This is a genomic window from Enterobacter sp. BNK-22 (genome assembly GCF_048684805.1).
Classification (GTDB): domain Bacteria; phylum Pseudomonadota; class Gammaproteobacteria; order Enterobacterales; family Enterobacteriaceae; genus Enterobacter; species Enterobacter quasiroggenkampii.
This window is the reverse complement of the sequence record NZ_JBLQTT010000001.1, coordinates 1,824,476-1,849,914: the sequence shown is the minus strand read 5'-3', so window position 1 is coordinate 1,849,914 and position 25,439 is coordinate 1,824,476. Positions and strand designations below refer to the sequence as shown.

The 25,439-nt window shown below is 53.9% G+C and carries 27 protein-coding genes and 2 tRNA genes; 17 read left to right on the top strand and 12 right to left on the bottom strand.

Annotation, left to right across the window (positions count from 1 at the left end; genetic code table 11):
* Nucleotides 1-212: 212 nt before the first annotated feature.
* The 4 genes from efeU (at nt 213) to phoH (ending at nt 4,792) form a co-directional block, all read left to right on the top strand.
* Nucleotides 213-1,046, top strand: coding sequence for an iron uptake transporter permease EfeU (gene efeU, locus ACMGGE_RS08770; RefSeq protein ID WP_045908301.1), 834 nt, complete (start codon nt 213-215; stop codon nt 1,044-1,046).
* Nucleotides 1,047-1,086: 40 nt separating this feature from the next.
* Nucleotides 1,087-2,214, top strand: a complete 1,128-nt coding sequence (gene efeO, locus ACMGGE_RS08765) for an iron uptake system protein EfeO (RefSeq protein ID WP_420293663.1) — start codon at nt 1,087-1,089, stop codon at nt 2,212-2,214.
* 5 nt (nt 2,215-2,219) lie between these two features.
* On the top strand, nt 2,220-3,503 hold the full coding sequence (efeB, locus tag ACMGGE_RS08760) for an iron uptake transporter deferrochelatase/peroxidase subunit (protein ID WP_248221124.1): 1,284 nt from the start codon (nt 2,220-2,222) through the stop codon (nt 3,501-3,503).
* A gap of 500 nt (nt 3,504-4,003) precedes the next feature.
* The gene (gene phoH, locus ACMGGE_RS08755; protein WP_008503509.1) at nt 4,004-4,792 is read left to right on the top strand and encodes a phosphate starvation-inducible protein PhoH; all 789 of its coding nucleotides are present in this window, start codon (nt 4,004-4,006) and stop codon (nt 4,790-4,792) included.
* 153 nt (nt 4,793-4,945) lie between these two features.
* Here the strand turns inward: phoH and ACMGGE_RS08750 are convergent.
* The 3 genes from ACMGGE_RS08750 to ACMGGE_RS08740 all read right to left on the bottom strand — a co-directional run bounded on the left by ACMGGE_RS08750 (nt 4,946) and on the right by ACMGGE_RS08740 (nt 6,739).
* A tRNA-Ser gene (locus tag ACMGGE_RS08750) sits at nt 4,946-5,033 on the bottom strand.
* Between the two features lie 147 nt (nt 5,034-5,180).
* A complete protein-coding gene (locus ACMGGE_RS08745) occupies nt 5,181-5,858 on the bottom strand; it encodes an isochorismatase family protein (protein WP_248221125.1) in 678 nt (225 codons plus the stop codon).
* 20 nt (nt 5,859-5,878) lie between these two features.
* Nucleotides 5,879-6,739, bottom strand: a complete 861-nt coding sequence (locus ACMGGE_RS08740) for a pirin family protein (protein WP_248221126.1) — start codon at nt 6,737-6,739, stop codon at nt 5,879-5,881.
* A gap of 109 nt (nt 6,740-6,848) precedes the next feature.
* On the opposite strand from ACMGGE_RS08740, the gene ACMGGE_RS08735 reads away from it, so the two are divergent.
* On the top strand, nt 6,849-7,754 hold the full coding sequence (locus ACMGGE_RS08735; RefSeq protein ID WP_420293662.1) for a LysR family transcriptional regulator: 906 nt from the start codon (nt 6,849-6,851) through the stop codon (nt 7,752-7,754).
* 134 nt (nt 7,755-7,888) lie between these two features.
* Here ACMGGE_RS08735 and ACMGGE_RS08730 read toward each other — a convergent pair.
* A tRNA-Ser gene (locus ACMGGE_RS08730) sits at nt 7,889-7,976 on the bottom strand.
* A 232-nt stretch (nt 7,977-8,208) separates the two neighbouring features.
* Here ACMGGE_RS08730 and ghrA point away from each other — a divergent pair.
* From ghrA to ACMGGE_RS08710, 4 genes are all read left to right on the top strand, one after another.
* Entirely contained in the window at nt 8,209-9,147 is a 939-nt protein-coding gene (ghrA, locus tag ACMGGE_RS08725) for a glyoxylate/hydroxypyruvate reductase GhrA (protein WP_420293661.1), read from the top strand.
* Nucleotides 9,148-9,231: 84 nt separating this feature from the next.
* The gene (locus ACMGGE_RS08720) at nt 9,232-9,969 is read left to right on the top strand and encodes a phosphatase (RefSeq protein ID WP_008500850.1); all 738 of its coding nucleotides are present in this window, start codon (nt 9,232-9,234) and stop codon (nt 9,967-9,969) included.
* Between the two features lie 21 nt (nt 9,970-9,990).
* Nucleotides 9,991-10,545: a TorD/DmsD family molecular chaperone gene (locus tag ACMGGE_RS08715; RefSeq protein ID WP_045908295.1), complete on the top strand. Its 555-nt coding sequence runs from the start codon at nt 9,991-9,993 to the stop codon at nt 10,543-10,545.
* A gap of 96 nt (nt 10,546-10,641) precedes the next feature.
* Entirely contained in the window at nt 10,642-11,124 is a 483-nt protein-coding gene (locus tag ACMGGE_RS08710; RefSeq protein WP_420293660.1) for a DUF1097 domain-containing protein, read from the top strand.
* A gap of 43 nt (nt 11,125-11,167) precedes the next feature.
* Here ACMGGE_RS08710 and csgG read toward each other — a convergent pair whose 3' ends face one another.
* Genes csgG through csgD form a run of 4 tightly spaced genes read right to left on the bottom strand, consistent with a single transcriptional unit; the run spans nt 11,168 to nt 13,509 of the window.
* Entirely contained in the window at nt 11,168-12,001 is an 834-nt protein-coding gene (gene csgG, locus ACMGGE_RS08705; protein ID WP_045357119.1) for a curli production assembly/transport protein CsgG, read from the bottom strand.
* A 26-nt stretch (nt 12,002-12,027) separates the two neighbouring features.
* Nucleotides 12,028-12,441, bottom strand: coding sequence for a curli production assembly/transport protein CsgF (csgF, locus tag ACMGGE_RS08700; protein WP_023311106.1), 414 nt, complete (start codon nt 12,439-12,441; stop codon nt 12,028-12,030).
* 23 nt (nt 12,442-12,464) lie between these two features.
* A complete protein-coding gene (gene csgE / locus ACMGGE_RS08695) occupies nt 12,465-12,854 on the bottom strand; it encodes a curli production assembly/transport protein CsgE (RefSeq protein ID WP_008500845.1) in 390 nt (129 codons plus the stop codon).
* 4 nt (nt 12,855-12,858) lie between these two features.
* Complete coding sequence (gene csgD / locus ACMGGE_RS08690) at nt 12,859-13,509, bottom strand: biofilm master transcriptional regulator CsgD (RefSeq protein ID WP_021240790.1); 651 nt, start codon at nt 13,507-13,509, stop codon at nt 12,859-12,861.
* 764 nt (nt 13,510-14,273) lie between these two features.
* Here csgD and csgB point away from each other — a divergent pair.
* The 5 genes from csgB to ymdB all read left to right on the top strand — a co-directional run bounded on the left by csgB (nt 14,274) and on the right by ymdB (nt 16,746).
* Nucleotides 14,274-14,729, top strand: a complete 456-nt coding sequence (gene csgB, locus ACMGGE_RS08685; RefSeq protein WP_063621359.1) for a curli minor subunit CsgB — start codon at nt 14,274-14,276, stop codon at nt 14,727-14,729.
* 41 nt (nt 14,730-14,770) lie between these two features.
* On the top strand, nt 14,771-15,223 hold the full coding sequence (gene csgA / locus ACMGGE_RS08680) for a curli major subunit CsgA (RefSeq protein ID WP_063621360.1): 453 nt from the start codon (nt 14,771-14,773) through the stop codon (nt 15,221-15,223).
* Nucleotides 15,224-15,284: 61 nt separating this feature from the next.
* A complete protein-coding gene (gene csgC, locus ACMGGE_RS08675; RefSeq protein ID WP_048222497.1) occupies nt 15,285-15,617 on the top strand; it encodes a curli assembly chaperone CsgC in 333 nt (110 codons plus the stop codon).
* A 160-nt stretch (nt 15,618-15,777) separates the two neighbouring features.
* Nucleotides 15,778-16,098, top strand: coding sequence for a type 1 fimbrial protein (locus ACMGGE_RS08670; protein WP_420293659.1), 321 nt, complete (start codon nt 15,778-15,780; stop codon nt 16,096-16,098).
* Between the two features lie 105 nt (nt 16,099-16,203).
* A complete protein-coding gene (gene ymdB / locus ACMGGE_RS08665) occupies nt 16,204-16,746 on the top strand; it encodes an O-acetyl-ADP-ribose deacetylase (RefSeq protein WP_045908290.1) in 543 nt (180 codons plus the stop codon).
* 34 nt (nt 16,747-16,780) lie between these two features.
* Here ymdB and mdoC read toward each other — a convergent pair whose 3' ends face one another.
* Complete coding sequence (gene mdoC / locus ACMGGE_RS08660; protein WP_048027372.1) at nt 16,781-17,920, bottom strand: glucans biosynthesis protein MdoC; 1,140 nt, start codon at nt 17,918-17,920, stop codon at nt 16,781-16,783.
* Nucleotides 17,921-18,174: 254 nt separating this feature from the next.
* Here mdoC and mdoG point away from each other — a divergent pair, with 254 nt between their 5' ends.
* The 3 genes from mdoG to ACMGGE_RS08645 all read left to right on the top strand — a co-directional run bounded on the left by mdoG (nt 18,175) and on the right by ACMGGE_RS08645 (nt 22,561).
* The gene (mdoG, locus tag ACMGGE_RS08655) at nt 18,175-19,728 is read left to right on the top strand and encodes a glucans biosynthesis protein MdoG (protein WP_021240787.1); all 1,554 of its coding nucleotides are present in this window, start codon (nt 18,175-18,177) and stop codon (nt 19,726-19,728) included.
* A complete protein-coding gene (mdoH, locus tag ACMGGE_RS08650; RefSeq protein WP_045908288.1) occupies nt 19,721-22,249 on the top strand; it encodes a glucans biosynthesis glucosyltransferase MdoH in 2,529 nt (842 codons plus the stop codon). Before mdoG ends, mdoH begins: the two co-directional genes overlap by 8 nt.
* Before the next feature lie 84 nt (nt 22,250-22,333).
* Nucleotides 22,334-22,561, top strand: coding sequence for a YceK/YidQ family lipoprotein (locus tag ACMGGE_RS08645; protein WP_420293658.1), 228 nt, complete (start codon nt 22,334-22,336; stop codon nt 22,559-22,561).
* 6 nt (nt 22,562-22,567) lie between these two features.
* Here ACMGGE_RS08645 and ACMGGE_RS08640 read toward each other — a convergent pair whose 3' ends face one another.
* The 3 genes from ACMGGE_RS08640 to ACMGGE_RS08630 form a co-directional block, all read right to left on the bottom strand.
* Nucleotides 22,568-22,942, bottom strand: coding sequence for a MysB family protein (locus tag ACMGGE_RS08640; protein WP_008500834.1), 375 nt, complete (start codon nt 22,940-22,942; stop codon nt 22,568-22,570).
* Nucleotides 22,943-23,038: 96 nt separating this feature from the next.
* Nucleotides 23,039-24,256, bottom strand: a complete 1,218-nt coding sequence (gene mdtG / locus ACMGGE_RS08635; protein WP_048222502.1) for a multidrug efflux MFS transporter MdtG — start codon at nt 24,254-24,256, stop codon at nt 23,039-23,041.
* Nucleotides 24,257-24,399: 143 nt separating this feature from the next.
* Nucleotides 24,400-25,326 carry a Kdo(2)-lipid IV(A) acyltransferase gene (locus tag ACMGGE_RS08630; RefSeq protein WP_045910183.1) on the bottom strand — a complete coding sequence of 309 codons (927 nt, stop codon included), beginning with the start codon at nt 25,324-25,326 and terminating at the stop codon, nt 24,400-24,402.
* Between the last annotated feature and the right edge of the window lie 113 nt (nt 25,327-25,439).

Below are 25,439 nucleotides of genomic sequence, written 5' to 3'. Positions count from 1 at the left end.
ACAGCCCTGAATCAGCGTAAATGGGCATTTTCGTTATAACTTATAAACTTGAACGTTACGTATGTAACTATTATCAGGCTCTGCGTTTACAACTCGTCATCAAAACACCACATATTTCGCTTGTGTTTCTTTCTGCCGTAATGATAATCACTATCACAAGAATTTACCTTTCTTTGCATCAGTTGACCGCGATAAACATTTAAGGTGTCGGCATGTTTGTTCCATTTCTCATTATGTTACGTGAAGGGCTCGAAGCCGCCCTTATCGTGAGCCTCATCGCCAGTTATCTGAAGCGAACCCAGCGCGGGCGCTGGATTGGCGTCATGTGGATCGGGGTCTTCCTTGCCGCGGCGCTCTGCCTGGGCTTAGGTGTCCTCATCAACGAAACCACCGGCGAGTTTCCGCAGAAAGAGCAGGAGCTGTTTGAAGGTATCGTCGCCGTGATTGCGGTGGTGATCCTCACCTGGATGGTGTTCTGGATGCGTAAAGTCTCCCGTAACGTGAAGGTGCAGCTGGAGCAGGCGGTGGATAACGCCCTACAGAAGGGGAACAACCACGGCTGGGCGCTCATTATGATGGTCTTTTTCGCCGTGGCGCGCGAAGGGCTGGAGTCTGTTTTCTTCCTGCTGGCGGCGTTTCAGCAGGATGTGGGGATTTGGCCGCCGCTGGGGGCCATGCTGGGCCTCGCCACGGCCGTGGTGCTCGGTTTCCTGCTCTACTGGGGCGGTATCCGCCTGAATCTGGGCGCCTTCTTCAAGTGGACCAGCCTGTTTATTCTGCTGGTAGCCGCGGGTCTGGCGGCAGGGGCGATTCGCGCCTTCCATGAAGCGGGCCTGTGGAACCATTTCCAGGACGTGGCGTTCGACCTCAGCAACGTTCTCTCCACGCACTCTCTGACCGGCACCCTGCTCGAAGGTATCTTCGGCTATCAGGAAACGCCGAGCGTCAGCGAAGTGGCGATGTACTTTATCTATCTGGTTCCGGCGCTGGTGCTGTTCGCAATGCCGCCGCGTACCGGCACGCAGGCGTCGCGCGTTGCGCCGTAATCTTTGATTGAGTAACAACATACTTTTAAAGGGAAGAGTCATGGCAATTCAGTTCCGTCGTAGTGCGTTATGCGCAGGCATTGCCGCGCTGTTCGCTTCTGCATTCTCCGCCTGGGGCGCGGATGTTCCACAGGTTAAGGTCACCGTCAACGACAAGCAGTGTGAGCCGATGACCCTCACGGTGAACAGCGGAAAAACCCAGTTTATTATTCAGAACCACAGCCAGAAGGCGCTGGAGTGGGAGATCCTGAAAGGCGTTCTGGTGGTGGAAGAGCGTGAAAATATCGCTCCTGGCTTCAGCCAGAAGATGACCGCCAACCTGCAGCCGGGCGAGTATGAGATGACCTGCGGTCTGCTGACCAACCCGAAAGGAAAGCTCATCGTCAAAGGTGAAGCGACAGCCGATGCGGCAAAAGGCGCTGCGGTGCTGAGCCTGGGCGATGCGATTACCGCGTATAAAGCGTACGTCACGAAAGAGACGGCGGATCTGGCAGCGGCAACCAAAGCCTTTACCGATGCGGTGAAGGCCGGTGAAATCGAAAAAGCGAAATCCCTCTACGCGCCAACCCGTCAGCATTACGAGCGCATTGAGCCGATCGCCGAGCTGTTCTCTGACCTTGATGGCAGCATTGACGCCCGTGAAGATGATTTCGAGCAGAAAGCGGCCGATCCGAAATTCACCGGTTTCCACCGTCTGGAGAAAGCCCTGTTTGGCGATAATTCTGCCAAAGGGATGGAGAAGTATGCCGACCAGCTGAACAGCGACGTGCTGGAGCTGCAAAAGCGCATCAGCGAGCTGGCCTTCCCGCCTTCAAAAGTGGTGGGCGGTGCGGCCGGGCTGATTGAAGAAGTGGCCGCGAGCAAAATCAGCGGCGAAGAAGATCGCTACAGCCATACCGACCTGTGGGACTTCCAGGCTAACGTCGACGGCGCACAGAAAATTGTTAACCTGCTGCGTCCTCAGCTGCAGAAAGAGAACGGCGAGCTGCTGGCCAAAGTGGATGCCAACTTCAAAAAAGTCGACACCATCCTGGCGAAGTACCGCACCAAAGACGGGTTTGAGACCTACGACAAGCTGACCGATGCCGACCGCAACGCGCTGAAAGGCCCGATTACCGCCCTGGCGGAAGATCTCTCCCTGCTGCGTGGCGTACTGGGTCTGGACTAAGCACGATGAATAAGCATAACGAGAGCGACGTGGCTGAACCTTCCCGTCGCCGGTTGTTAAAAGGGGTAGGGGCGCTGGGGGGCGCGCTTGCTCTGGCTGGCGGGTGTCCGGTGGCGCACGCGGCGAAACCGCAAAGCGCGCCCGGCACGCTGTCACCCAATGCCCGCATGGAGACGCAGCCGTTTTATGGCGAGCATCAGGCCGGTATCCTGACGCCGCAGCAGGCGTCGATGATGCTGGTGGCCTTTGATTCGCTGGCCAGTGATAAAGCCGATCTGGAACGTTTGTTCCGCCTGATGACGACGCGCATCGCGTTTCTTACCGCCGGTGGACCGGCGCCCGATACGCCGAACCCGCGTCTGCCGCCTATGGACTCCGGCATTCTGGGGCCATTCATTGCCCCGGATAACCTGACCATAACCGTTTCGCTGGGAGAATCGCTGTTTGACGCGCGTTACGGGCTGGCAAAACAGAAGCCGAAAGCGCTGCAAAAAATGACGCGCTTCCCGAATGATTCCCTGGATGCCGCCCTTTGTCACGGCGACCTGCTCCTGCAGATCTGCGCCAATACCCAGGACACGGTGATCCACGCCCTGCGCGACATCATCAAGCATACGCCGGATCTGCTGAGCGTGCGCTGGAAGCGGGAAGGGTTTATCTCTGACCACGCCGCCCGCAGCAAGGGTAAAGAGACCCCGGTGAACCTGCTGGGCTTCAAGGACGGCACGGCCAACCCGGACAGCCACGATAGCGCGCTCATGAAGGAGGTGGTGTGGGTCACTGCCGAGCAGAATGAACCGGCATGGGCGGTGGGCGGCAGCTATCAGGCGGTGCGGATTATTCAGTTCCACGTAGAGTTCTGGGACCGCACGCCGCTGAAAGAGCAGCAGACGATCTTCGGTCGCGATAAGCAAAGCGGGGCTCCGCTCGGCATGAAGAACGAGCATGATGTGCCCGACTACGCCAGCGATCCGAATGGCGATGTAATTGCGCTGGACAGCCATATTCGTCTGGCCAATCCGCGCACCAAAGAGACGCAGTCGAGCCTGATGATGCGTCGGGGATACAGCTACTCGCTCGGCGTCACCAATTCCGGTCAGCTCGATATGGGGCTGCTGTTCGTCTGCTATCAGCACGATCTGGAAAAAGGCTTCCTGACCGTGCAGAAGCGGCTCAACGGCGAAGCGCTGGAAGAGTACATTAAACCCATCGGCGGCGGTTATTTCTTTGCCCTGCCAGGCGTGCGCGACAGCAACGCGTATCTCGCTCAAGGTCTTATTGAAGCCTGATAATTGTCCCTGCGACGATTCGCAGGGACATTATTTTTTCATATGACTATCCTGCTGTTATATTTCTGTAATATTTCTATATGAGACTGATTTCAACTGTAGGGACAGTCTTAAAAGTTGCATTCAGGTAAAATAAATGTTGCATTTATGATAACTCCTGATGTACTTAAGATAAGACAGCGGTAGTTCCCGGCAGTGATGCTGAATCACTATGGAGATCGCGAATGGTTGCGTCCTGTACTGGACAAGGTAAATATAACAACCGCAGCACCCGGCGCGGAGGCTCAGACTCCGGCAGCGATTTCCTCACCACTAAATTTTCCCCCCTCCCTCAAGAATCTGATTCGACCGACGTGCAGAACGGTGCGCGTAGCTGTTCCGTATCGTCATCCGATAGTGCAAGCAATGGCTTACAAGGAAGCCAACCCTCTGATGTTCGTGCGCATAATCGTGCCGACGCTGGCGCGTGTGATGAATACCAACAACTCAAGGTGCTATCCATGGGAAGACAAAAAGCAGTGATCAAAGCTCGTCGCGAAGCAAAACGTGTGCTGAGACGGGATTCACGTAGCCATAAACAGCGTGAAGAAGAATCGGTCACCTCGCTTGTGCAGATGAGTGGCGTAGAAGCAATTGGCATGGCCCGTGACAGCCGTGATAATTCTCCAATTGTGGCGCGCAATGAGGCTCAGGCGCACTACCTGAATGCTATCGAGAGTAAACAGCTCATCTTTGCAACCGGTGAAGCCGGATGCGGGAAAACCTGGATCAGTGCAGCCAAAGCGGCGGAAGCGCTGATCCATAAGGACGTGGAGAGAATCATTGTTACCCGTCCGGTACTGCAGGCTGATGAAGATCTCGGCTTCTTGCCCGGTGATATTTCGGAGAAGTTTGCCCCGTACTTCAGGCCCGTCTATGACGTGCTGGTGAAGCGGCTGGGTGCATCCTTTATGCAGTACTGCCTGCGGCCAGAGATTGGCAAGGTGGAAATCGCGCCGTTCGCCTATATGCGCGGACGTACATTTGAAAATGCGGTCGTCATTCTTGACGAGGCTCAGAACGTGACCGCTGCGCAAATGAAGATGTTTTTAACGCGCCTCGGGGAGAACGTGACGGTTATCGTTAACGGCGATATTACCCAGTGTGACCTGCCGTCCGGCGTGAAATCCGGACTGAGCGACGCCATGTCACGTTTTGAGGAAGATGAGATGATTGGGGTGGTACGCTTCACCAAAGATGACTGCGTGCGCTCGGCGCTCTGCCAGCGCACGCTGCAAGCGTATTACTGAGTTTGCTGTTGCGTTCAAGGCCCGGGAAACCGGGCTTTGTTTTTTGTGCGGGCATGTCGTCGGGTGGCGCTGCGCTTACCCGACCTACAATACTGCATGCGTGCAATATGCGAAAAAAAAGCCCGCATTTTCATGCGAGCTCTTCTTTAAATATGGCGGTGAGGGGGGGATTCGAACCCCCGATACGTTGCCGTATACACACTTTCCAGGCGTGCTCCTTCAGCCACTCGGACACCTCACCATATTGTTTTGCTGCCTGACCGCTTGGGGGGCAACGGGGCGCTACTATAGGGAGTTGCGCTGACACGGTCAAGCAGATTTTCAGCTTTAGTGCCTGTTCGGTTAAGCAATAATCAGCTCCACGGTTTTTACGCCGTGGAGCAGGGGATTAACGCTGTGAATCGAGCACTTCGCTGTTTTTAACCACTTCCTGCGCTTTGCTGTAGCTTTCGATCAGTAGCTTATAAGCCGGGAAGATGTGGGTGTACACTTCCGCCCACTCCGCTGCATCTTCACGGTTCCAGGTACGCTGGATCTCAGAGGCCACCGCCGCCGTATCCATCGGGACCACACCGGCCTGCATCACGCGCGCCAGCGTGATCTCCTGCGCCATTTTGCTGTAGGTGCCGGAGGCATCAATCACCGCAAATACTTTATACCCATCCGCCACCGCGCTGATTGACGGGAAGGCCATGCAGACGCTGGTGATGGTGCCCGCAATGATCAACGTCTTACGCCCGGTGGCTTTTACCGCCGCCACGAACTCCGGATTATCCCAGGCGTTGATTTCGCCTTTACGGGCAACATATTGCGCATGCGGCGCGTTGGCGTGGATCTCCGGGATAAGCGGTCCGTTTGGTCCTTGTGGGACGGACGCGGTGGTGATCACCGGGATCTTCGCCAGGGTTGCGATTTTTGCCAGCGCTGCCGCACGGGCACGCAGTTCTGGCATTGGCATATCCCCAACGGTCTGGAACAGGCCGCTCTGGTGATCGATAAGCAACATCACCGCATCGTTTACATCGATGGCCGGACGGGTTCCGTTAAAATTCGCAGGTGTAGACATCTTCTTCTCCTTTATTACGTTCAGATCTGGCCGAAGCGGCCGGAATTGAAATCACGAATGGCTTCGTTGATTTCGGTTTTACTGTTCATCACAAACGGGCCATAGCCCACGATCGGTTCATTCAGCGGCTCACCGGCCATCAGCAGCACTTTTGCGTCGCTGTTCGCTTCCAGGTGCAGTTTGTCGCCTTCCTGACTTAACACGACCAACTGGGCTTCACCCGCCTGAGCGGTACCGTTTACCGTGATGCTGCCTTCAAGCACGACCAGCGCGGTGCTCCAGCCTTCCGGCTGATTGAGCGTCAGATGGCTTCCCTGGTTCAGCGCGATGTCCCAGACGTTGAGCGGCGAGAAGGTGTGCGCCGGGCCGGTCACCGTGTCGTAGCGACCGGCAATAACCCGCAGCGTTCCCCCATTGTCAGGCAGCGTCACCACCGGGATGTCGGCTTTCGTGATGCTCTGGTAGCCCGGTGCGGCCATCTTGTCTTTCGCCGGCAGGTTGACCCAAAGCTGCATCATTTTGAGTTCCCCGCCTTTCTGCGAGAACGCGCTGGAGTGGAACTCCTCGTGCAAAATGCCTGCGCCTGCGGTCATCCACTGCACGTCGCCGGGGCCAATGACGCCGCCTTTCCCCGTGGAGTCGCGATGCTCCACTTCACCGGAATAGACGATAGTGACCGTCTCAAAACCCCGGTGAGGGTGTTGGCCGACGCCGCGTTTCGCACCATCTGCCGGAAAGGTGTAGGGACCCGCGTAGTCCAGCAGCAGGAACGGGCTGAGCGGCTCGCCGTGCGTCTGATAAGAGAACATTGAACGGACCGGGAAACCGTCGCCCACCCAGTGCTGACGTGGCGCGGTATAAACGCCAGTGATGTTTTTCATGATTAACTCCTGATGTTCTGTTGATGTAATTAGCTTATATTCAGGGTTAATATCCCGGTAGATAGTGAAAATGGCATTCACTGTTCTGAAAATAGAACGATGAGGATGTATGCAGGATCTCAATGACTTCGTCTGGTTTGTGAGGGTTGTGGATTACGGTGGCTTTGCGGCGGCGGGAAGGGCGCTTGACCAACCCAAGTCCAAACTGAGCCGCAGGATCGCGCAGCTGGAGGAGCGGCTTGGCGTACGGTTGATACAGCGCACGACGCGGCAGTTTACGGTGACGGAAGTGGGGCACACTTTCTATCAGCACTGTAAGGCAATGCTGATAGAAGCAGAAGCGGCAGAGGAGGCCGTTGCTGCGCTGCAGGCTGAGCCGCGCGGCGTCGTCAGGATCACCTGTCCCGTCACGTTACTGCACGTCCACGTGGGACCGATGCTGGCGCGGTTTATGGCGCGCTACCCCGGGATTAATCTCCAGCTTGAGGCCACCAATCGTCGGGTCGATCTTGTTGGCGAAGGTATTGATGTGGCTATCCGCGTGCGTCCGCGTCCGTTTGATGACAGCGACCTGGTGTTAAGGGTGCTGGCTGACAGGGGGCATTGCCTGGTGGCAAGTCTGCAGTTGATTGAACGTATGGGTAAACCGCGAATGCCTTCCGAGCTCAGTGAATGGCCTGGATTAAGTATGGGGGCCGGTAAACAGGTGCATAAATGGGAGCTCAGTGGTCCAGAAGGGGCGAAAGCGGAGATCCACTACGTACCGCGCTTTATTACCACCGACATGCTGGCACTGCGGGAAGCAGCGATGGCGGGCGTGGGCGTTGTACAATTGCCGATATTGATGGTGAAGGATCAGCTTGCGTCAGGGGAACTGGTACGGGTGCTGGACGCGTGGGAACCCCGACGGGAAGTGATTCACGCGGTTTATCCTTCGCGGCGCGGCATGCTGCCGTCGGTCAGGACGCTGGTGGATTTTCTGACTGAAGAGTATGCGAAGATGGTGGAGGAGTAGCTTTTTGTAGGTCGGGTAAGCGCAGCGCCACCCGACATAAAGAGCGCAGGGAGTTTCAAGGTTCGAATCCCCCCTGCATGCGTGCAATATGCGAAAAAAAAGCCCGCATTTTCATGCGAGCTCTTCTTTAAATATGGCGGTGAGGGGGGGATTCGAACCCCCGATACGTTGCCGTATACACACTTTCCAGGCGTGCTCCTTCAGCCACTCGGACACCTCACCATATTGTCATCCCGTTGTTGACGGGACGGGCGCTAATGTAAGGAAAAGCCGAACTGCCGTCAACTCACTTTTTCAGTAATTTAGCGCGTTTAGACAAACTTCAGACAACATGATTCTTAAATGTGCTGAAAGCGTCTTTTTTATCAACAACACAGCCGTGCAATAAATTTGTTATGCTGACAACCTCGTTAAAAAACAAAATAAATCAGCGCAATAAAAGGCAGGAATGACTATGGATATACTTTTCTATCACCCTACGTTTGATACGGCCTACTGGATCGAGGCGCTCACGGCGGCACTACCCGGCGCACGCGTTCGCGAGTGGAAGCGTGGAGATAACGAACATGCTGACTATGCGCTGGTCTGGCATCCGCCGGTAGAAATGCTCCAGGGCCGTAAACTGAAGGCCGTTTTTGCCCTGGGAGCCGGTGTGGATTCCATTCTGAGCAAGCTGAAGGCGCACCCTGACATGCTGCCGGAAGCGATTCCCCTGTTCCGCCTGGAAGATACCGGAATGGGGCAGCAGATGCAGGAATATGCGGTCAGCCAGGTACTGCACTGGTTCCGCCGCTTCGATGACTATCAGGCATTTAAACAGCAGGCCCACTGGGAGCCGCTGCCGAATTACCGTCGTGAAGACTTTACCATCGGCATCCTCGGTGCGGGCGTGCTGGGCTCAAAGGTGGCTGAAGCCCTCGCACCGTGGGGCTTTCCGCTGCGCTGCTGGAGCCGCAGCCGCAAAGATTATCCGGGCGTCGAGAGCTTTGCCGGCACGGATGAACTCCCGGCCTTTCTCAACGGCACGCGCGTGCTGATCAACCTGCTGCCCAATACGGCGGAAACGGTCGGCATCATCAATGAAGACTTGCTCAACCAGTTAGCCGATGAGAGCTACCTGATGAACCTGGCGCGCGGGGTGCATCTGGTCGAGTCCGATTTGCTGAAGGCGCTGGACAGCGGAAAGCTAAAAGGCGCCATGCTGGATGTCTATAGCCGTGAGCCGCTGCCTGTGGAAAGCCCGCTGTGGACACATCCGCGCGTGGCGATGACCCCGCACGTGGCCGCCGTGACGCGTCCGGCAGAAGCGGTGGCGTACATATCCCATACCATCAGCGAAATGGAGAAGGGTAACGCGGTCACCGGCCAGGTCGACAGACAGCGCGGCTACTGAGAGAAACCCGGCGTTCGCCGGGTTTTTGCTAATATTCGCCGCTGATAACTGCTATCCTTTGGAAAAACCGCAGAGGAGAGAGAGATGTATCCCGTTGACCTGCATATGCACACCGTCGCCAGTACCCACGCGTATAGCAACCTCCATGATTATATAGCCCAGGCGAAGCTTAAGGGGATTAAGCTGTTCGCAATCACCGATCATGGCCCGGACATGGCGGATGCGCCGCACTACTGGCATTTTGTGAATATGCGGATCTGGCCACGTCTGGTGGACGGCATTGGGATACTGCGCGGCATCGAGGCGAACATCAAAAATACCGACGGTGAGATCGACTGCACCGGCCCGATGCTGACGTCTCTGGACCTTATCCTCGCCGGTTTCCACGAGCCGGTTTTTGCACCTCAGGATAAAGAGACCAACACCGCGGCGATGATTGCCACCATTGCCAGCGGCAATGTGCACATTATCAGCCACCCCGGCAACCCGAAGTACCCAATTGATATTCAGGCTGTCGCGCAGGCGGCAGCGAAGCACCGCGTGGCGCTGGAGATTAACAACTCCTCCTTTGTTCACTCGCGTAAGGGCAGTGAAGCCAACTGCCGCGAAGTGGCGGCCGCCGTCCGCGATGCGGGCGGCATGGTGGCGCTGGGTTCGGATTCCCATACCGCCTTCACGCTGGGCGATTTCAGCGAGTGCCTGAAGGTGCTGAATGACGTTAACTTCCCGGAAGCGCAAATCCTGAACGTCACCCCGCGCCGCATGCTCGATTTCCTCGAATCGCGCGGCATGGAGCCGATTGCCGAATTTGCCGATCTTTAATTGTGTAATGGAATAATAAAAATGAACGAGTTTTCCATCCTTTGCCGCGTGCTGGGTACGCTCTATTATCGCCAGCCGCAAGACCCGCTGTTGGTTCCGCTTTTTACGTTAATTCGTGAAGGTAAACTGGCGGAGAACTGGCCGCTGGAACAGGATGATTTACTGGCGCGTCTGCAAAAAAGCTGCGACATGCAGCAGATTGCGACCGATTACAATGCCCTGTTCGTCGGTGAAGAGTGCCGCGTTTCGCCATACCGTTCTGCCTGGCAGGAAGGGGCGACGGAAGCGGAAGTCCGTGCTTTCCTCTCCACCCGCGGTATGCCGCTAAGCGATACGCCAGCCGATCATATCGGTACGCTGCTGCTTGCTGCCTCCTGGATCGAAGACAACGCCGGGGATGATGAGAACGAAGCCATCGAAACCTTGTTCGAAACGTACCTGCTGCCGTGGGTCGGCACATTCCTGGGTAAAGTCGAAGCCCATGCCACCTCGCCATTCTGGAGAACGCTGGCACCGCTGACCCGCGACGCGATCGCGGCGATGTGGGATGAGCTGGAAGAAGAGAATGAAGAGTGATTTAGATCACATAAATCCTGCAACTCCGCATTTCAATTTGCACATAATGTGCTTCTGATCGCATTTCTATGGTGCGCTTCTGCTAAGATGCGCGCCATGAACATATTACTTTGTATCGCAATAACGACGGGCATTCTCTCCGGACTTTGGGGATGGGTGGCCGTGTCTCTCGGATTGCTCAGCTGGGCCGGATTCCTTGGCTGTACGGCCTATTTCGCCTGTCCGCAGGGGGGCGTCAAAGGGCTCTTTATCTCTGGCTGCACGCTGATGAGCGGGGTTATCTGGGCGCTGGTGATCATGAAAGGCAGCGGGCTGGCGCCGCATCTGGAGATACTGGGGTACGTCATGACGGGCGTGGTTGCCTTCCTGATGTGCGTTCAGGCTAAGCATCTGCTGCTTTCGTTTGTGCCGGGAACCTTCATGGGAGCGTGCGCGACCTTTGCAGGGCAGGGCGACTGGAAGCTGGTGGTGCCTTCCCTGGCGCTGGGGTTGCTGTTTGGCTATGCCATGAAAAACAGCGGTCTTTGGCTGGCGTCGCGGCGGGAAAAAGCGCAAAACATCACGGCGGTGAGCGAATAAAAAAAGGCGAGATAATCATCTCGCCTTTTTTATGCGCTTCCTGTCAGGATTCCGGAGGGACTGACATATCGCGGTATTTCACCAGTATCGGGTTCTGCACGTCTGCTTTGTTTTGCAGATCCCACAGCCCGCGGTCAATACCGTCGTTGATTAAGAAGATCACGCCGGTTTCAATGGCTGACATCAGACACATCATGACCGGCTCGTTAGAGGTGTAACCAATTTCACCCTCAAGCAAACGCTGGTAATCGATGAAGCGGAATACCCCTGCCTGAACTTCATAGGACAGTATGGTTTTGCTGGTGGTCACCGAAGAGAGCACTTCGCCTGTACTGACGTTAACCACACGCAGGTTAACGGCGATTTGGTCGAGCTGATATTGGGTATCCGCACCGATACCGAAGTACCGCGCGCCCGCACCACCCGATTTAACGTTACTTTCGTAACCAATAATCGATCCTTCAATCATCACGTTTGCTGCCGCCAGAGATTCCAGAGGCGTGCGGTTATTGGCCGCGACGGTACCATTCTCCTGTGCGGCACGAATGATTTTCCGTTCATTCAACAGGTTCTGAAGACCCTGACGTTCCAGCGGAATAAACCAGTGCGAATCCTTGAGTGCGGTAACCAGCATCGCGGTGGCGCTTTGCGGCACGGCCGTGGAGAAGTTACTTGCCGGGTAAGGTTTGAATTGCCCGGTTTCATCCTGAATGTTGTATACGGAGACAAATATTTTCCCCGTTGGAGCAGGTAAATGTGTTAAATCACGATAACTCTGGGCCCGAGGCATTAATGTTGGTTTTGCAGCTTCTTTAGGTGGAGCAGTTAAACAACCGCTCAATAAGCACACTGCAACAAATATCAGGAAGCGCTGCATGATCGTTGTCCTTATTTAGCTATTGTTTAAAAGTCAGTTGAATTACTTTGAAGACCGGAAACCTGAATGGTGGATATTCTTCCGGTTTTACGATCGGTCACGTTCAGCTGAAGCTGTCCATCAGTGTTGGCGATATCAACGATAAAATCGTTGGTCACCATCCGGCCGGGTTTACCGGTATTAATGTTGGTCAATAACCCGCCTAAAATCTGCGACTGGATAGCCTGAGTGAAGTTGTCCAGGGCGGATGGGGTATCAATGCTAAAATCCTTTAAGCTTGGATCCTTATAGGAGTTTTGCGCCTGAGCCTCATTCAGCAGAAACGCACCGTTGTTAGGGTTACCGCCAAAGTTAGGGTTACGGAACTGAAACGTCATGTTTCCGGCCCAGCTTATGGGGGTGATCAGCATTATCGAAACAACTGCATATGCAATACGCATGACAGCCTCCGCATATCGGTTCGCTAGAACTCGTCTTTTGCTAAATCGCTGGTGCTTAATAGGGCTTTATCTATTTGCAGGCGATTAATAGCGTCTTCTGATTGTGCCAGTGCTAAGGCTACGTTTTTATCGAAGTCCATTTTTGTGGGGAATAAAAACGTTTGATAAATAACGTACTGATTGGCCGTTATTGTTATCCAACTTCCCCATCGTGCACTGGGCCGCTCGTTGATTGTTATATTTCCGGTATAAGTACTGTCCCATTTGTCACTGAAGGCCCGGTAAAAACTGTGCCCGACCGATGAGACAGTGTGGTCTGTTAACAATCCGGGAACTTCGACCTCGACGGCCTTCAGATTCCCTGCAGCGAGCAGGAAACTCGCTGCGGCGATCCAACTCAACGTGCGTTTCATGTGATTAACGCCTGAGGTTATCGTTAGCCCACGAAACCGCCTGAGTTCGGTTTTTCACAGCTATCTTCTTGAAAAGATTATAAAGGTGCGTCTTTACCGTATTTTCGCTGATAAATAACGAACGGGCGATTTCAATATTTGAAGCACCAATGCGTAACTTATTCAGGATCTCTTTCTCACGGTGCGTGAGCAGTGCTGACTCTGAGCTGTTATAGCGATAATTTCCGGAGTGCGTAATGAGATAGCTTGCAAGCTTTTGCGAAAAATAACACTCGCCGCGCAATATACCTTGCAGGCCCTCAACCACCCGGTCTTCTTCTTCCGTGACGTAGAACACGCCATTGATATGCGGCCAGCTTTCAATATCTCTGAAGGGATATTCGTCAGGTGTATTCAACAATAGCACGCGGATATTATTGTTTTTCCTGCTTAAAATATCCTGCCAGTAATGGATAAGCTTTTTATCAGCTTCCATCATATCGAACAGAATGATGCTGCCAGGGGCAATATCATCAAAAGAACGTTGAATATTATGCAATTTCCCGTTCAGTGATAAAGATTGCTTTAAATGTTGTAATAACGCTGTCGCTTGCAAAGAAGGTTTTGTGATCAACAGTAATGTATGACCATGTAAACTATGGACTTCATTATACATGATGAAACCCCACTTTTTTTGGCACCTGGCAGCTGCCCTCCTGTTTATTAGAGGACACCAGAAGTACTGACAGATGTTGCACTGCTGTGTGTAGAATCAGACCATAACCTCCACAGGGAGGTAAATATAAAACCAATTTCGTACATCTAATTTCAATCTAGCTTTTACGAAGTTTAAAGCAAGTGTTAAACATGTAACTGAATGTAAAAATCAATATTAATTTGTGAAATTAGCTTGTAATGAATGGCGAGAAATGATGAGAAAGTTGTACATATTAATAGAGGTGCACAGATTTTAAAAGTCATACAAATATTTATAATTATTTGATTTATAGAGTTATTTGTTATTTTGATGAAACGATAATTAAGTATGAGTTACAGGTTGGTTCTAAGTCCAGGAATGAGCAGTGGTCTGGCTTAAGAAAACAGGTGTCGTGTCACGCACTGAGAAAAAATGTTATTCAGCCGTTACGTTTAAACACCCCGGGAAGACCCGTGGACAGCCTTCGCCTCGCTGTACAACCCTTTCGCAAAACACCTGTAATAAAAAATATAAGCTGGCCTGAATAAAGTGTTTTTTGATGTAAATTACGACTTTGTGGTGATCTGAAAAATAAAAATAAGCCGCGCGGGTGAGATATTTAAAATGTTTCAGCGGACATACTCTTCACCGTAACGACGCGTTAACACAATACGAATCGTTTTTACAATTAACTCGGTTATACGGTTATGGCGTGATTCAATAACCAGGTCCAGGGTGACAACATGAAATACACATCGTTATTTATGGTGTTTACATTACTGGGTGCGCCTGGATTTGTAACCGCAGCGAATTCAGATTTAGCCAATCCTGAATATAACTTTGCGGTTAACGAATTAAGTCTTTCATCACTCAATCAGGCAGCCATTATTGGTCAACAGGGTGTTTTCAATGACGCTCAGGTTCGCCAGGAGGGTTCAAAACTCTTGTCCATTGTTTCCCAGGACGGGGCAGGTAACAGAGCGAGAGTTGATCAATCAGGGGGTTACAATATTGCCTGGATCGATCAGAGCGGTAACGCGAATGATGCAGGTATTACGCAAGATGGATACGGTAATAGCGCGAAAATTATCCAGAAAGGGTCGGGTAATAGAGCAAATATTACGCAGTACGGTACGCAGAAAACCGCAGTTGTAGTGCAGAAACAGTCGCAAATGGCGGTTAACGTTATTCAACATTAGCGCCTTCGCGACGACTTTAATCAATCCGATGGGGGTTTACCATGAAATTTCTCAAAGTGGCAGCGCTTGCAGCAATCGTAGTTTCTGGTAGTGCTATGGCGGGTTCTATTAATCAGGGCGGCTGGGGTCATGGACATGGTCATGGCGGATACAGTGGCCCAAATTCAACCCTGAATATTTATCAGGACGGTGGCGGTAACTCCGCGGTTGCTCTGCAGACAGACGCCAGAAATTCTGTGCTGAATATTACCCAGAAAGGTGGCGGTAACGGCGCTGACGTTGGTCAGGGTTCTGATGACAGTAAAATCAACCTGAGCCAGAAAGGATTTGGCAACAGTGCAACACTTGATCAGTGGAACAGTAAAAAATCTGTTATGAACGTTAGCCAGTCCGGCGGCTTTAACGGTGCCCTCGTAGACCAGACTGCTTCTAACTCTACTGTCAACGTTACCCAGATCGGCTTCGGTAACCACGCGACAGCTCATCAGTACTGATACTGAAATCTGTGCTACAAAAAAACAGGGCTGATGCCCTGTTTTTTTTCGGGAGTTCATCATGAATACCTTAATTCTTCTCGCCGCGCTTTCCAGCCAGATAACCTTCAAAACGTCGCAGCAGGAAAATATGACCACCATTATTCCGCAGGTCACTCTGGCGCAGCCGTGTGATTGTCAGGTTCAGATTGTTTCCGTTCGGGAAGGGCAGGGGGGACAAAGTTCGTCCCGACAGCAAAATACCCTTTTTATCCCCGCTAATCAGACGATTGATTTAATGCGCCTGAGTTTAAATATTAACGCAGGAGACACGGTAAAAATCGTTGTCACCGTCTCAGATGGAAAATCGCTTCATTTATCACAACAGTGGTCGCCAGCGGGAAGTGCGATCTAAACATTCATGGAATCAATGGCTTGTGAATGTGGCGGGTCTGTACCGTTGAGCTATGCTGATATCAGGGACCAGGTCATTATGTTCCTTAACGTGAGACTTCGTTTGTCATAATGAAGTGCGTTTACCCCTCAAGGACGATTTTCATTGAGGAGTACCTATAATGAACCACTCTTTCGCTCGACTCGTGACGGGTCTGGGCCTGATCGTTTCTGTTTTTAGCCTCCCGGTTTATTCCGCTACCATTGTGAACGGTGGCGTCATTCATTTTCGCGGTGCCATTGTTGCCGACCCCTGTGAAGTTTCGCCGCATCAGAGACAGTTTGTCTTGTCCTGCCCGGATAATAATCGTATGCAAACGCGCATGGTCAGCTATGAAGAGGCGCTTAATGGCCACGTGTCCGATTCGAACCTGGCATCGCTGCGTATGAAATACCTCAACCCTGAAAAAACGCTCGCGGTTGTCGAAATACAGTATCGATAACGCTCTCTCTTCCGCTTTGTGCGGAAGAGGATTTTTTCTGATAGTTTTTTCTCCCGGGCAGCCCTGCGATACACTTAAGAAAAAGGCGGGTTGCAGAGGGGCTTTATGAAACCGCAAATTGAAGTTATTCATGGCGATATTACGACCATGCATGTCGACGTCATCGTCAATGCGGCCAATCCCTCCCTGATGGGGGGAGGCGGTGTGGACGGGGCTATCCACCGGGCTGCCGGACCGCAGCTGCTGGAAGCCTGCAAAACCGTGCGGCAACAGCAGGGTGAATGTCCTCCCGGCCATGCGGTGATTACGCTTGCGGGGGATCTGCCTGCCAGAGCGGTCATTCACGCCGTAGGGCCTGTCTGGCACGGTGGCGATCGGCATGAGGCGAGTATTCTGGAAGAGGCGTACCGGAACTGTCTGCGGCTGGCTGCCGACAACGGTTATAAAACGATGGCGTTCCCGGCCATCAGTACCGGTGTGTATGGCTATCCTAAGGCGGCTGCCGCGACGATAGCCGTCGAAACCGTTTACCGCTACCTGTCGCTAAAACCGATGCCTGAGAAGGTTATCTTTGTCTGTTTCGACGAAGAAACTACCCACCTTTATCAACGGTTGCTGACCCAGCGCGGGCAGGAACTGGACACCTGAAGAAAGCGCGGCGCACTCAGTGCGCCGCGATTGTTTATGAGGCTTTTACCTGTGGTTTTCCTGAAAAGAGGAAACGCAGGAGCGGGATCCGCAGATGGATTTCATAGAGCACGATCGCAATCCCCACGACAAACACCAGACCGGTAAAGAACCCCAGCGTGTTAGAGGCGATATGCGGGGTGATATAAGCCCCGAAGAAAAGCGTTAACGGGTGATGCACCAGATAAATAAACAGCGAAGCATTGACGAAGTAGGTCACGCGGCTGGACTTAAAGTTCAGCAGGCGGTGGCCGAGGGCGAATACCACGTTCACCATCCACAAACCCAGCAGCATGGTGATCACGCTTTCCGTTTCGTACATCCAGGCGTCGCCGCTGCCGTAGCGCTGATTCAGCAGATAGGCTGCGAACGCGAAGGCCGCACCTATCGCGCACCACGGTGACGGAGTGGTAAACAGTGCTTTCAGCTTCGGATAAATAAACGCCAGCGCGCCGATTAAAAAGAACGGGATGTAGAACAGCGACTGCATCACCACGAAATTAAAGAGCCCGTCGCTTAAAATCGGCGAATAGACGATAAGCAGGGTCCGTCGCACGGCAGCATAAGCGATCCCCAACAGCAAGAAGAGCACTGACAGTTTGCCCATCGTAACGTTGGCGAAAAAGGCGTCGGCTGTCGAACTTAGGTGGTGGCGCAGGCGGCTAAAAATGAACAGACTCACCGTGGTGAGCACCACCAGGACCAGCAGGAACCACAGGTGAGACACCAGCTCCCAGACCAGCGTATTGTACTTTTCATACAGCGACAGATTCGGCCAGTTCTCCGCTTTGCCTTTGACGTACTGCAGCATAATGAACTGAGGCAGCGTCAGCAGCGGAATCGCGGTCAACATGGGGATCCCCACGCGCTCGACGCGCACTTTCCACCAGCGTTTAAGCGGGTATCGCAGAAACAGCATGTAAGAGAAATAGCCGGAGATGACAAAAAACACCTGCATACGGAAGGCGTGAATAAAGTCATTAAACAGCGTCAGCCACCAGGACGGCATCTGGCTATTCACATGCCAGGTGTGGCTGGAGTAAATCAGTGATATGTGAAAAGGGATCCCCAATAGCATCAGCCATGCCCGGATCGAGTCGAGGAAATATTCACGTTCTGTTGGTGTTGTGCTCATATAACGTTGTGCATTCTCAGACTTTTCGTCTTATCCCTAAGACTCATAATGGTTACATTCGAAAGCAACCCTACACCAAGACCGACACCCTGTCTCCAGGATAAGCACGCAAAGTGAATAATGGGTTCTTTCATTTGCTTAATCCATGAGCCAGCAGCTGAACAAAGCAGTGATAATGTTGTCGGATTGCCTGAGTTTCCATTAAAATGGATCGGATCGATATAAGCACACAAAGGGGGAAGTGCTTACTTATTATGAAACATAAACCACAGATGATGAAAATGCGTTGGTTAGGTGCTGCAGTGGTGTTATCACTGTATACCTCATCGGCACTGGCCTTTAACATCGACGATGTCGCAAAACAGGCAAAATCGATGGCGGGCAAGAGCTACGAAGCGCCGAAAAGTAACTTGCCCTCCGTTTTCCGCGATATGAAATATGCGGACTATCAGCAGATCCAGTTCAATCACGACAAAGCCTACTGGAGCAACATCAAGACCCCGTTCAAGCTTGAGTTTTATCATCAGGGTATGTATTTCGACACGCCTGTTGCCATCAATGAAGTGACGGCCACAGCGGTACGTAAGATTAAATACAGCCCGGATTACTTCAATTTTGGCAATGTGCAACACGACAAAGATACGGTGAAAGACCTGGGCTTCGCTGGCTTTAAGGTGCTTTACCCGATCAACAGCAAAGATAAAAACGACGAAATCGTCAGCATGCTTGGTGCCAGCTATTTCCGCGTGATTGGCGCGGGGCAGGTATACGGGCTTTCTGCGCGCGGACTGGCTATTGATACCGCGCTGCCATCAGGTGAAGAATTCCCACGTTTCCGTGAGTTCTGGATTGAACGTCCAAAACCAACGGACAAACGTCTGACTATCTATGCGCTGCTGGATTCTCCGCGTGCGACCGGTGCCTATCGCTTTGTGATCATGCCGGGTCGTGACACGGTGGTTGACGTGCAGTCTAAGGTTTACCTGCGTGATAAAGTGGGCAAGCTGGGCGTTGCGCCGCTGACCAGTATGTTCCTGTTTGGGCCGAACCAGCCGTCACCGGCAACCAACTTCCGCCCGGAACTGCATGACTCCAACGGTCTGTCTATTCACGCCGGTAACGGCGAGTGGATCTGGCGTCCGCTGAACAACCCGAAACATCTGGCGGTGAGCAGCTTCGCAATGGAAAACCCACAAGGTTTTGGCCTGCTGCAGCGTGGCCGTCAGTTCTCCCGCTTTGAAGATCTGGACGACCGCTATGACCAGCGCCCAAGCGCCTGGGTCACGCCAAACGGTGACTGGGGTAAAGGTAAGGTTGAGCTGGTAGAAATTCCAACCAACGACGAAACCAACGATAACATCGTCGCTTACTGGACGCCGGATCAGCTGCCGGAAGCCGGTAAAGAGATGAACTTCAAGTACACCATCACCTTCAGCCGCGACGAAGATAAGCTGCATGCGCCGGATAACGCCTATGTCATGCAGACTCGCCGCTCAACGGGTGATGTGAAGCAGTCTAATCTTATCCGTCAGCCTGACGGTACCGTGGCCTTTGTCGTGGACTTCACAGGCCAGGATATGAAGAAACTGTCACCGGACACTGCCGTTGCCGCTCAGGCCAGCATCGGTGATAACGGTGAAATCGTTGAGAATACCGTGCGTTACAACCCGGTAACCAAAGGCTGGCGTCTGACCCTGCGCGTGAAAGTGAAAGATCCGAAACAGACCACTGAAATGCGTGCAGCGCTGGTCAGTAACGATCAGCCACTGAGTGAAACCTGGAGCTATCAGCTACCTGCCAATGAATAATACATCTGAATATATTGATGCCATGCCGCTGACGGATATCGAAAAAGCGGCACTGCCTAAGAGCGACATCCGCGCGGTTCACACCGCGCTGGATGGTGAACATCGTCAGTTTTCCCGTGATGATGATACGCCGCTGGGGTCAGTAAAGGCACGTCTGGAGCAGGCCTGGCCGGACTCGCTGGCAGAAGGGCAGTTGATTAAAGACGACGAAGGACGCGATCAGCTTCAGGCGATGCCGAAGGCCACGCGTTCCTCTATGTTCCCCGACCCATGGCGCACCAACCCGGTGGGCCGCTTCTGGGATCGCCTGCGCGGGCGTGATGTGACGCCCCGCTATCTGTCACGCCTGACGAAAGAAGAGCAGGCTTCCGAACAGAAATGGCGTACCGTGGGGACCATCCGTCGCTACATCCTGCTGCTGCTGACGCTGGCGCAGACGGTCGTCGCGACCTGGTATATGAAAACCATCCTGCCTTATCAGGGCTGGGCGTTTATCAACCCGACGGACATGATGGGCCAGGATCTCTGGGTCTCTTTCATGCAGCTGCTGCCGTACATCCTGCAGAGCGGCATCCTTCTGCTGTTCGCGGTTCTCTTCTGCTGGGTCTCGGCTGGTTTCTGGACCGCGCTGATGGGCTTCCTGCAGCTGCTGATGGGGCGTGACAAATACAGCATTTCGGCGTCAACGGTCGGGGATGAACCCCTCAATCCTGAGCACCGTACCGCGCTGATTATGCCTATCTGTAACGAAGACGTTGACCGCGTGTTTGCAGGCCTGCGTGCCACCTGGGAGTCCGTAAAGGCGACCGGCAACGCGGAGCATTTCGACGTCTACATCCTGAGCGACAGTTACAACCCGGATATCTGCGTGGCGGAACAAAAAGCGTGGATGGAACTGATTGCAGAAGTGCAGGGCGAAGGGCAGATCTTCTACCGTCGCCGCCGCCGTCGTGTGAAGCGTAAAAGCGGTAACATCGATGACTTCTGCCGTCGCTGGGGTAATCAGTACAGCTATATGGTCGTGCTGGATGCGGACTCCGTCATGAGCGGTGACTGCCTGAGCGGTCTGGTGCGTCTGATGGAAGCCAACCCGAACGCGGGTATCATTCAGTCTTCGCCAAAAGCCTCCGGTATGGACACGCTCTATGCGCGCTGCCAGCAGTTCGCCACCCGTGTTTACGGGCCGCTGTTTACGGCGGGTCTGCACTTCTGGCAACTGGGTGAATCGCACTACTGGGGTCACAACGCCATTATCCGCGTGAAGCCGTTCATTGAACACTGTGCGCTGGCGCCGCTGCCGGGCGAGGGTTCGTTTGCCGGTTCTATTCTGTCGCATGACTTCGTGGAAGCGGCGCTGATGCGTCGTGCTGGCTGGGGCGTCTGGATTGCCTACGACCTGCCGGGATCGTACGAAGAGCTGCCGCCGAACCTGCTGGACGAGCTCAAGCGTGACCGCCGCTGGTGTCACGGTAACCTGATGAACTTCCGCCTGTTCCTGGTGAAAGGGATGCACCCGGTTCACCGTGCAGTGTTCCTGACGGGCGTGATGTCTTATCTCTCCGCACCGCTGTGGTTTATGTTCCTTGCGCTCTCTACTGCGCTGCAGGTCGTGCATGCCCTGACGGAGCCGCAATACTTCCTGCAACCGCGGCAGCTGTTCCCGGTGTGGCCGCAGTGGCGCCCGGAACTGGCGATTGCGCTGTTTGCCTCCACCATGGTGCTGCTGTTCCTGCCTAAGCTGCTCAGCATCATCCTGATCTGGTGCAAAGGCTCGAAAGAGTACGGCGGTTTCTTCCGCGTGACCCTTTCACTGCTGCTGGAAGTGCTGTTCTCCGTGCTGCTGGCACCGGTGCGTATGCTGTTCCACACCGTGTTCGTGGTCAGTGCGTTCCTGGGCTGGGAAGTGGTCTGGAACTCACCGCAGCGTGATGACGACTCCACGCCGTGGAGCGAAGCCTTTATGCGCCACGGTTCTCAGCTGCTGCTGGGTCTGGTGTGGGCGGCCGGGATGGCGTGGCTGGATCTGCGCTTCCTGTTCTGGCTGGCGCCGATTGTCTTCTCGCTGATCCTGTCGCCGTTTGTCTCCGTGATCTCCAGCCGTTCGACGGTGGGGCTGCGGACCAAACGCTGGAAGCTGTTCCTGATCCCGGAAGAGTATTCCCCGCCTCAGGTGCTGGTGGACACCGATCGTTATCTCGAGCAGAACCGCAATCGCACGCTGGATGACGGCTTTATGCACGCCGTGTTTAACCCGTCATTCAACGCTCTGGCAACAGCGATGGCCACCGCGCGCCACCGTGCCAGCCAGGTGCTGGAGATTGCCCGCGATCGTCACGTTGAGCAGGCGCTGAACGAGACCCCGGAAAAACTCAACCGTGACCGTCGTCTGGTCCTGTTGAGCGACCCGGTCACGATGGCGCGTCTTCACTACCGCGTGTGGTCCGCTCCGGAGAGATACTCTTCGTGGGTAAACTACTATAAAGAACTGAAGCTGAACCCGCTGGCGTTGAAGGCGAAGTAAGTGGTTAAGTAGGGCGGGTAAGCGAAGCGCCACCCGCCAAATAAAATACCGGCTTAATCGCCGGTATTTTTATAGAGGTTACTCATGAGAATAATCATCGTCGTTCTGATGGCATGCCTGCTCAGCGGCTGCGGCAGCATCATCAGCCGCACCATTCCAGGGCAAGGCCACGGGAATCAGTATTACCCGGGCGTAAAATGGGATCTCCGTGACTCCGAATGGCGCTACCTCACCGTGCTGGATCTGCCATTCTCGCTAATTTTCGACACGCTGCTGCTGCCGATCGATGCCAGCCACGGCCCTTACGAGTAGCGTAAATTAACGCTCGTCCCACTCATCGGCTGCGGTTTGACCTTCTTCTGTATCGAGTGGTGGCTCGAGCTGAAATTCGCCCTCATCCCACTCGTGCAGGGTGTTTTCTTCCAGCCATTCCTGCCGCAGTTCGATTTCATCATAGTCACCGTCAAAGACGGCCTGCGCACCTTCACCGCTCAGGACCGGCAGGCATTCCCCTTCTTCACCTTCATCGGCAAAGAATTCGGCCTGCCACATAATATCCCCATCCTGCAGAACGTATTTTTGGATATTAAGTTGTTGCACGTCAGCATCTTCTTCTTCAACGCCGGGGTTGTCGGCGAGGAACTCTTCACGAGCGGCATCAATAGCTTCTTCCAGCGTGGCGTACATGGTCATTGGTGTCTCCCTGTTTTCCAGAAGGTTTCAGGGAAAGAATAGCTGAATATCTGATTCTGCAAGTATGAATACGAAAATAAGCTTCAGACGTTCGTCTTATTCCGCCACCGGCCGTAACGCGCGGGATAAACTGAACCACGAATAGATCGCATTAAACAGCACTACGCCTGCCGTCACGATAAAGACGGCGCGAAAACCAAAGCTGGCGGAAATGCCAGCCCCGAGGAGCGGCCCGGTGACGTTACCGATGTCGCGAAATGACTGGTTATAGCTGAAAATACGCCCGGCAATCTGGTTTGTGGAGTTGTAGACCAGCAGGGTCTGAACGGCGGGCAGTAACGCGCCGTCGGCGGCGCCCAGTAAAAAGCGCAGAACACCAAGCTGCCAGGGCGAGTGCACCATCGACATGGGGATCAGCAGCAGGACAGAGATCACCAGCGCACAGATCAGAATTTTTTCCGGGCCGACGCGGTCTCCCAGTTTCCCCAGCCTCGGAGCGCTGAGCAATGCCGCCACGCCGGGCACGGATGCGATCAGCCCGCTAATAAATGCAATATTGCTGACGTTGCCCGCCAGATCGCGAACGTACAGCGTGAGGATAGGAGCAATCGATCCGGTTGCAACCTGAATAATCAGGGTCGTCACGAACAGACTCAGCACCAGTCTGGGATTTTTGAGCGAAGTCAGCACCTCCCTGGCGTGGAGCATCTCTTTCTTCGCAACGGGCGTGAAGTTTTCCCGAATACAGAGCAGGGTGACGATAAAGCACAGGAACAGCACGCTGGCGGTGATGAAGAACACCGGGCGCAGGCCATAGCTGTCGGCCAGGAGTCCGCCGGCCAGTGGCCCCAGCAGGGCACCGCTCACGCCGCCGGTTGAGAGCGTGCCCAGCGCCCAGCCGCTCTTATGGCGAGGAATTTGTGTGGCAATCAGGGCGTTGGCATTGGGAATAAAGCCTCCCAGCAAGCCCAGCAACGCGCGCAAAATCAGGAACTGCCAGACGTTTTGCGCCACGCCCATCAGCGCCATGATAATGGCCATCCCCAGCGCCGAGCGGAGCAGCATGATTTTTCGCCCCTTGCGGTCGGCAAGGCCACCCCAGAAGGGCGAGGCCATCGCGGAAAACAGGAACGTGATGCTGAATACCAGGCCGGACCACATATTGAGCGCGCTGTGGCCCGTCACGCCCAGCTGTTCGACGTAAAGCGGCAGGAAAGGCATGACCAGGCTAAACGCTGCACCGGTGAGAAAACAGCCAAGCCACGCAACCGTGAGGTTACGCTTCCAGTTTATGGGGGCATCTGAGGGTGACATAACAATCCGCATAATGAGGTGCTGAGCACCTGAAGCATGAAGTAATAAGCCTGCTAATTATGCGCCTGGGTTATGATTGCCGCAATGATGGGGAGCTTTTAAAGCTAAAACAGCATGCGGCCCTGAGGGCCGCACGTTGAAAATCAATAGCGGGACGGCGTGCCTTTTGGCCGGGTTTTAAAGCGACGGTGCAGCCACATATACTGCTCCGGGGCGAGCATGATGCACTTCTCCACAACGCTGTTCATCCAGCGTGCGGTGGTTTCTGCATCGTCAAGCGGCGGTGCGAGTTCCGGCTCCAGCATCATCAGCTCGTAGCCTGAACCGTCCGGCTTACGGCGGGGAACAAAAGGCACGATGGCGGCTTTGGACATCCGCGCCAGCATCCAGGTGCCGGTGGTTGTCGCGGCCTCTTCAACGGCGAAGAAGGGGACAAAAACGCTGGCCTGTGGGCCATAGTCGTGGTCGGGGGCATACCAGACCACTTCACCGGACTTCAGCGCGCGGATCATTCCCTTCAGATCTTTACGGTCGATCATGCTTTTGTTAGAGCGCATGCGGCCGTTGGTCTGGATTAAATCGATGACCGGGTTATCGTTAGGGCGATAAACGCCAATGCCGGGCGCCTGCATGCCGAACATACGCGCCCCGATTTCCAGCGTCAGAAAATGGACGCCGATCAGCAGAACGCCCGTCTGGTTGGCCTGAAGCGTATGTACCGGATCCATGCCGGTTCCCGTCACCTCACTCCAGCGAGCCATGCGTTTGTCCGGCCAGAACCACGCCATGCCGGTTTCCATAAGCCCCATCCCGACGGATTCAAAATTCTTCGCGACCATGTCGTGACGCTCTGATTCGCTCATCTGCGGAAAACACAGCTCAAGGTTGCGGTACGCGATTCTGGCGCGACGCTTCATAAACAGCTGTGCGAAACGGCCCAGAAATTTACCCAACCGAAAAATAACAGGGTAGGGAAGCTGTACCAGAAGCCATAAAAAGCCGATGCCAAGCCAGGTCAACCAATAGCGGGGATGCAAAAGGGCGGCAGTAAATGTTGGTAACTGGGTCATGTCTTTCCTGTGTTCAAACGTCCTGTTTTGCTAGTGTCTCATTTTTTGAGGCGTAGCCAAAATATCTGCTTTCGAAGCGTGCACGAATACAGCAATTGTTAAGCCTGATTAAT

Coding starts and splice junctions, on each gene's coding strand:
- phoH (WP_008503509.1), top strand. CDS start 4,004: ATGGGAAGACAAAAAGCAGTGATCAAAGCTCGTCGCGAAGCAAAACGT.
- ACMGGE_RS08740 (WP_248221126.1), bottom strand. CDS start 6,739: ATGAAAAACATCACTGGCGTTTATACCGCGCCACGTCAGCACTGGGTG.
- csgB (WP_063621359.1), top strand. CDS start 14,274: ATGAAATACACATCGTTATTTATGGTGTTTACATTACTGGGTGCGCCT.
- ACMGGE_RS08710 (WP_420293660.1), top strand. CDS start 10,642: ATGAACATATTACTTTGTATCGCAATAACGACGGGCATTCTCTCCGGA.
- ACMGGE_RS08735 (WP_420293662.1), top strand. CDS start 6,849: ATGCAGGATCTCAATGACTTCGTCTGGTTTGTGAGGGTTGTGGATTAC.
- csgF (WP_023311106.1), bottom strand. CDS start 12,441: ATGCGTATTGCATATGCAGTTGTTTCGATAATGCTGATCACCCCCATA.
- csgA (WP_063621360.1), top strand. CDS start 14,771: ATGAAATTTCTCAAAGTGGCAGCGCTTGCAGCAATCGTAGTTTCTGGT.
- ACMGGE_RS08720 (WP_008500850.1), top strand. CDS start 9,232: ATGTATCCCGTTGACCTGCATATGCACACCGTCGCCAGTACCCACGCG.
- mdtG (WP_048222502.1), bottom strand. CDS start 24,256: ATGTCACCCTCAGATGCCCCCATAAACTGGAAGCGTAACCTCACGGTT.
- ACMGGE_RS08670 (WP_420293659.1), top strand. CDS start 15,778: ATGAACCACTCTTTCGCTCGACTCGTGACGGGTCTGGGCCTGATCGTT.
- csgC (WP_048222497.1), top strand. CDS start 15,285: ATGAATACCTTAATTCTTCTCGCCGCGCTTTCCAGCCAGATAACCTTC.
- efeU (WP_045908301.1), top strand. CDS start 213: ATGTTTGTTCCATTTCTCATTATGTTACGTGAAGGGCTCGAAGCCGCC.
- csgD (WP_021240790.1), bottom strand. CDS start 13,509: ATGTATAATGAAGTCCATAGTTTACATGGTCATACATTACTGTTGATC.
- mdoC (WP_048027372.1), bottom strand. CDS start 17,920: ATGAGCACAACACCAACAGAACGTGAATATTTCCTCGACTCGATCCGG.
- efeO (WP_420293663.1), top strand. CDS start 1,087: ATGGCAATTCAGTTCCGTCGTAGTGCGTTATGCGCAGGCATTGCCGCG.
- ACMGGE_RS08630 (WP_045910183.1), bottom strand. CDS start 25,326: ATGACCCAGTTACCAACATTTACTGCCGCCCTTTTGCATCCCCGCTAT.
- efeB (WP_248221124.1), top strand. CDS start 2,220: ATGAATAAGCATAACGAGAGCGACGTGGCTGAACCTTCCCGTCGCCGG.
- ymdB (WP_045908290.1), top strand. CDS start 16,204: ATGAAACCGCAAATTGAAGTTATTCATGGCGATATTACGACCATGCAT.
- ACMGGE_RS08640 (WP_008500834.1), bottom strand. CDS start 22,942: ATGACCATGTACGCCACGCTGGAAGAAGCTATTGATGCCGCTCGTGAA.
- ACMGGE_RS08645 (WP_420293658.1), top strand. CDS start 22,334: ATGAGAATAATCATCGTCGTTCTGATGGCATGCCTGCTCAGCGGCTGC.
- csgG (WP_045357119.1), bottom strand. CDS start 12,001: ATGCAGCGCTTCCTGATATTTGTTGCAGTGTGCTTATTGAGCGGTTGT.
- ACMGGE_RS08715 (WP_045908295.1), top strand. CDS start 9,991: ATGAACGAGTTTTCCATCCTTTGCCGCGTGCTGGGTACGCTCTATTAT.
- ghrA (WP_420293661.1), top strand. CDS start 8,209: ATGGATATACTTTTCTATCACCCTACGTTTGATACGGCCTACTGGATC.
- ACMGGE_RS08745 (WP_248221125.1), bottom strand. CDS start 5,858: ATGTCTACACCTGCGAATTTTAACGGAACCCGTCCGGCCATCGATGTA.
- mdoG (WP_021240787.1), top strand. CDS start 18,175: ATGAAACATAAACCACAGATGATGAAAATGCGTTGGTTAGGTGCTGCA.
- csgE (WP_008500845.1), bottom strand. CDS start 12,854: ATGAAACGCACGTTGAGTTGGATCGCCGCAGCGAGTTTCCTGCTCGCT.
- mdoH (WP_045908288.1), top strand. CDS start 19,721: ATGAATAATACATCTGAATATATTGATGCCATGCCGCTGACGGATATC.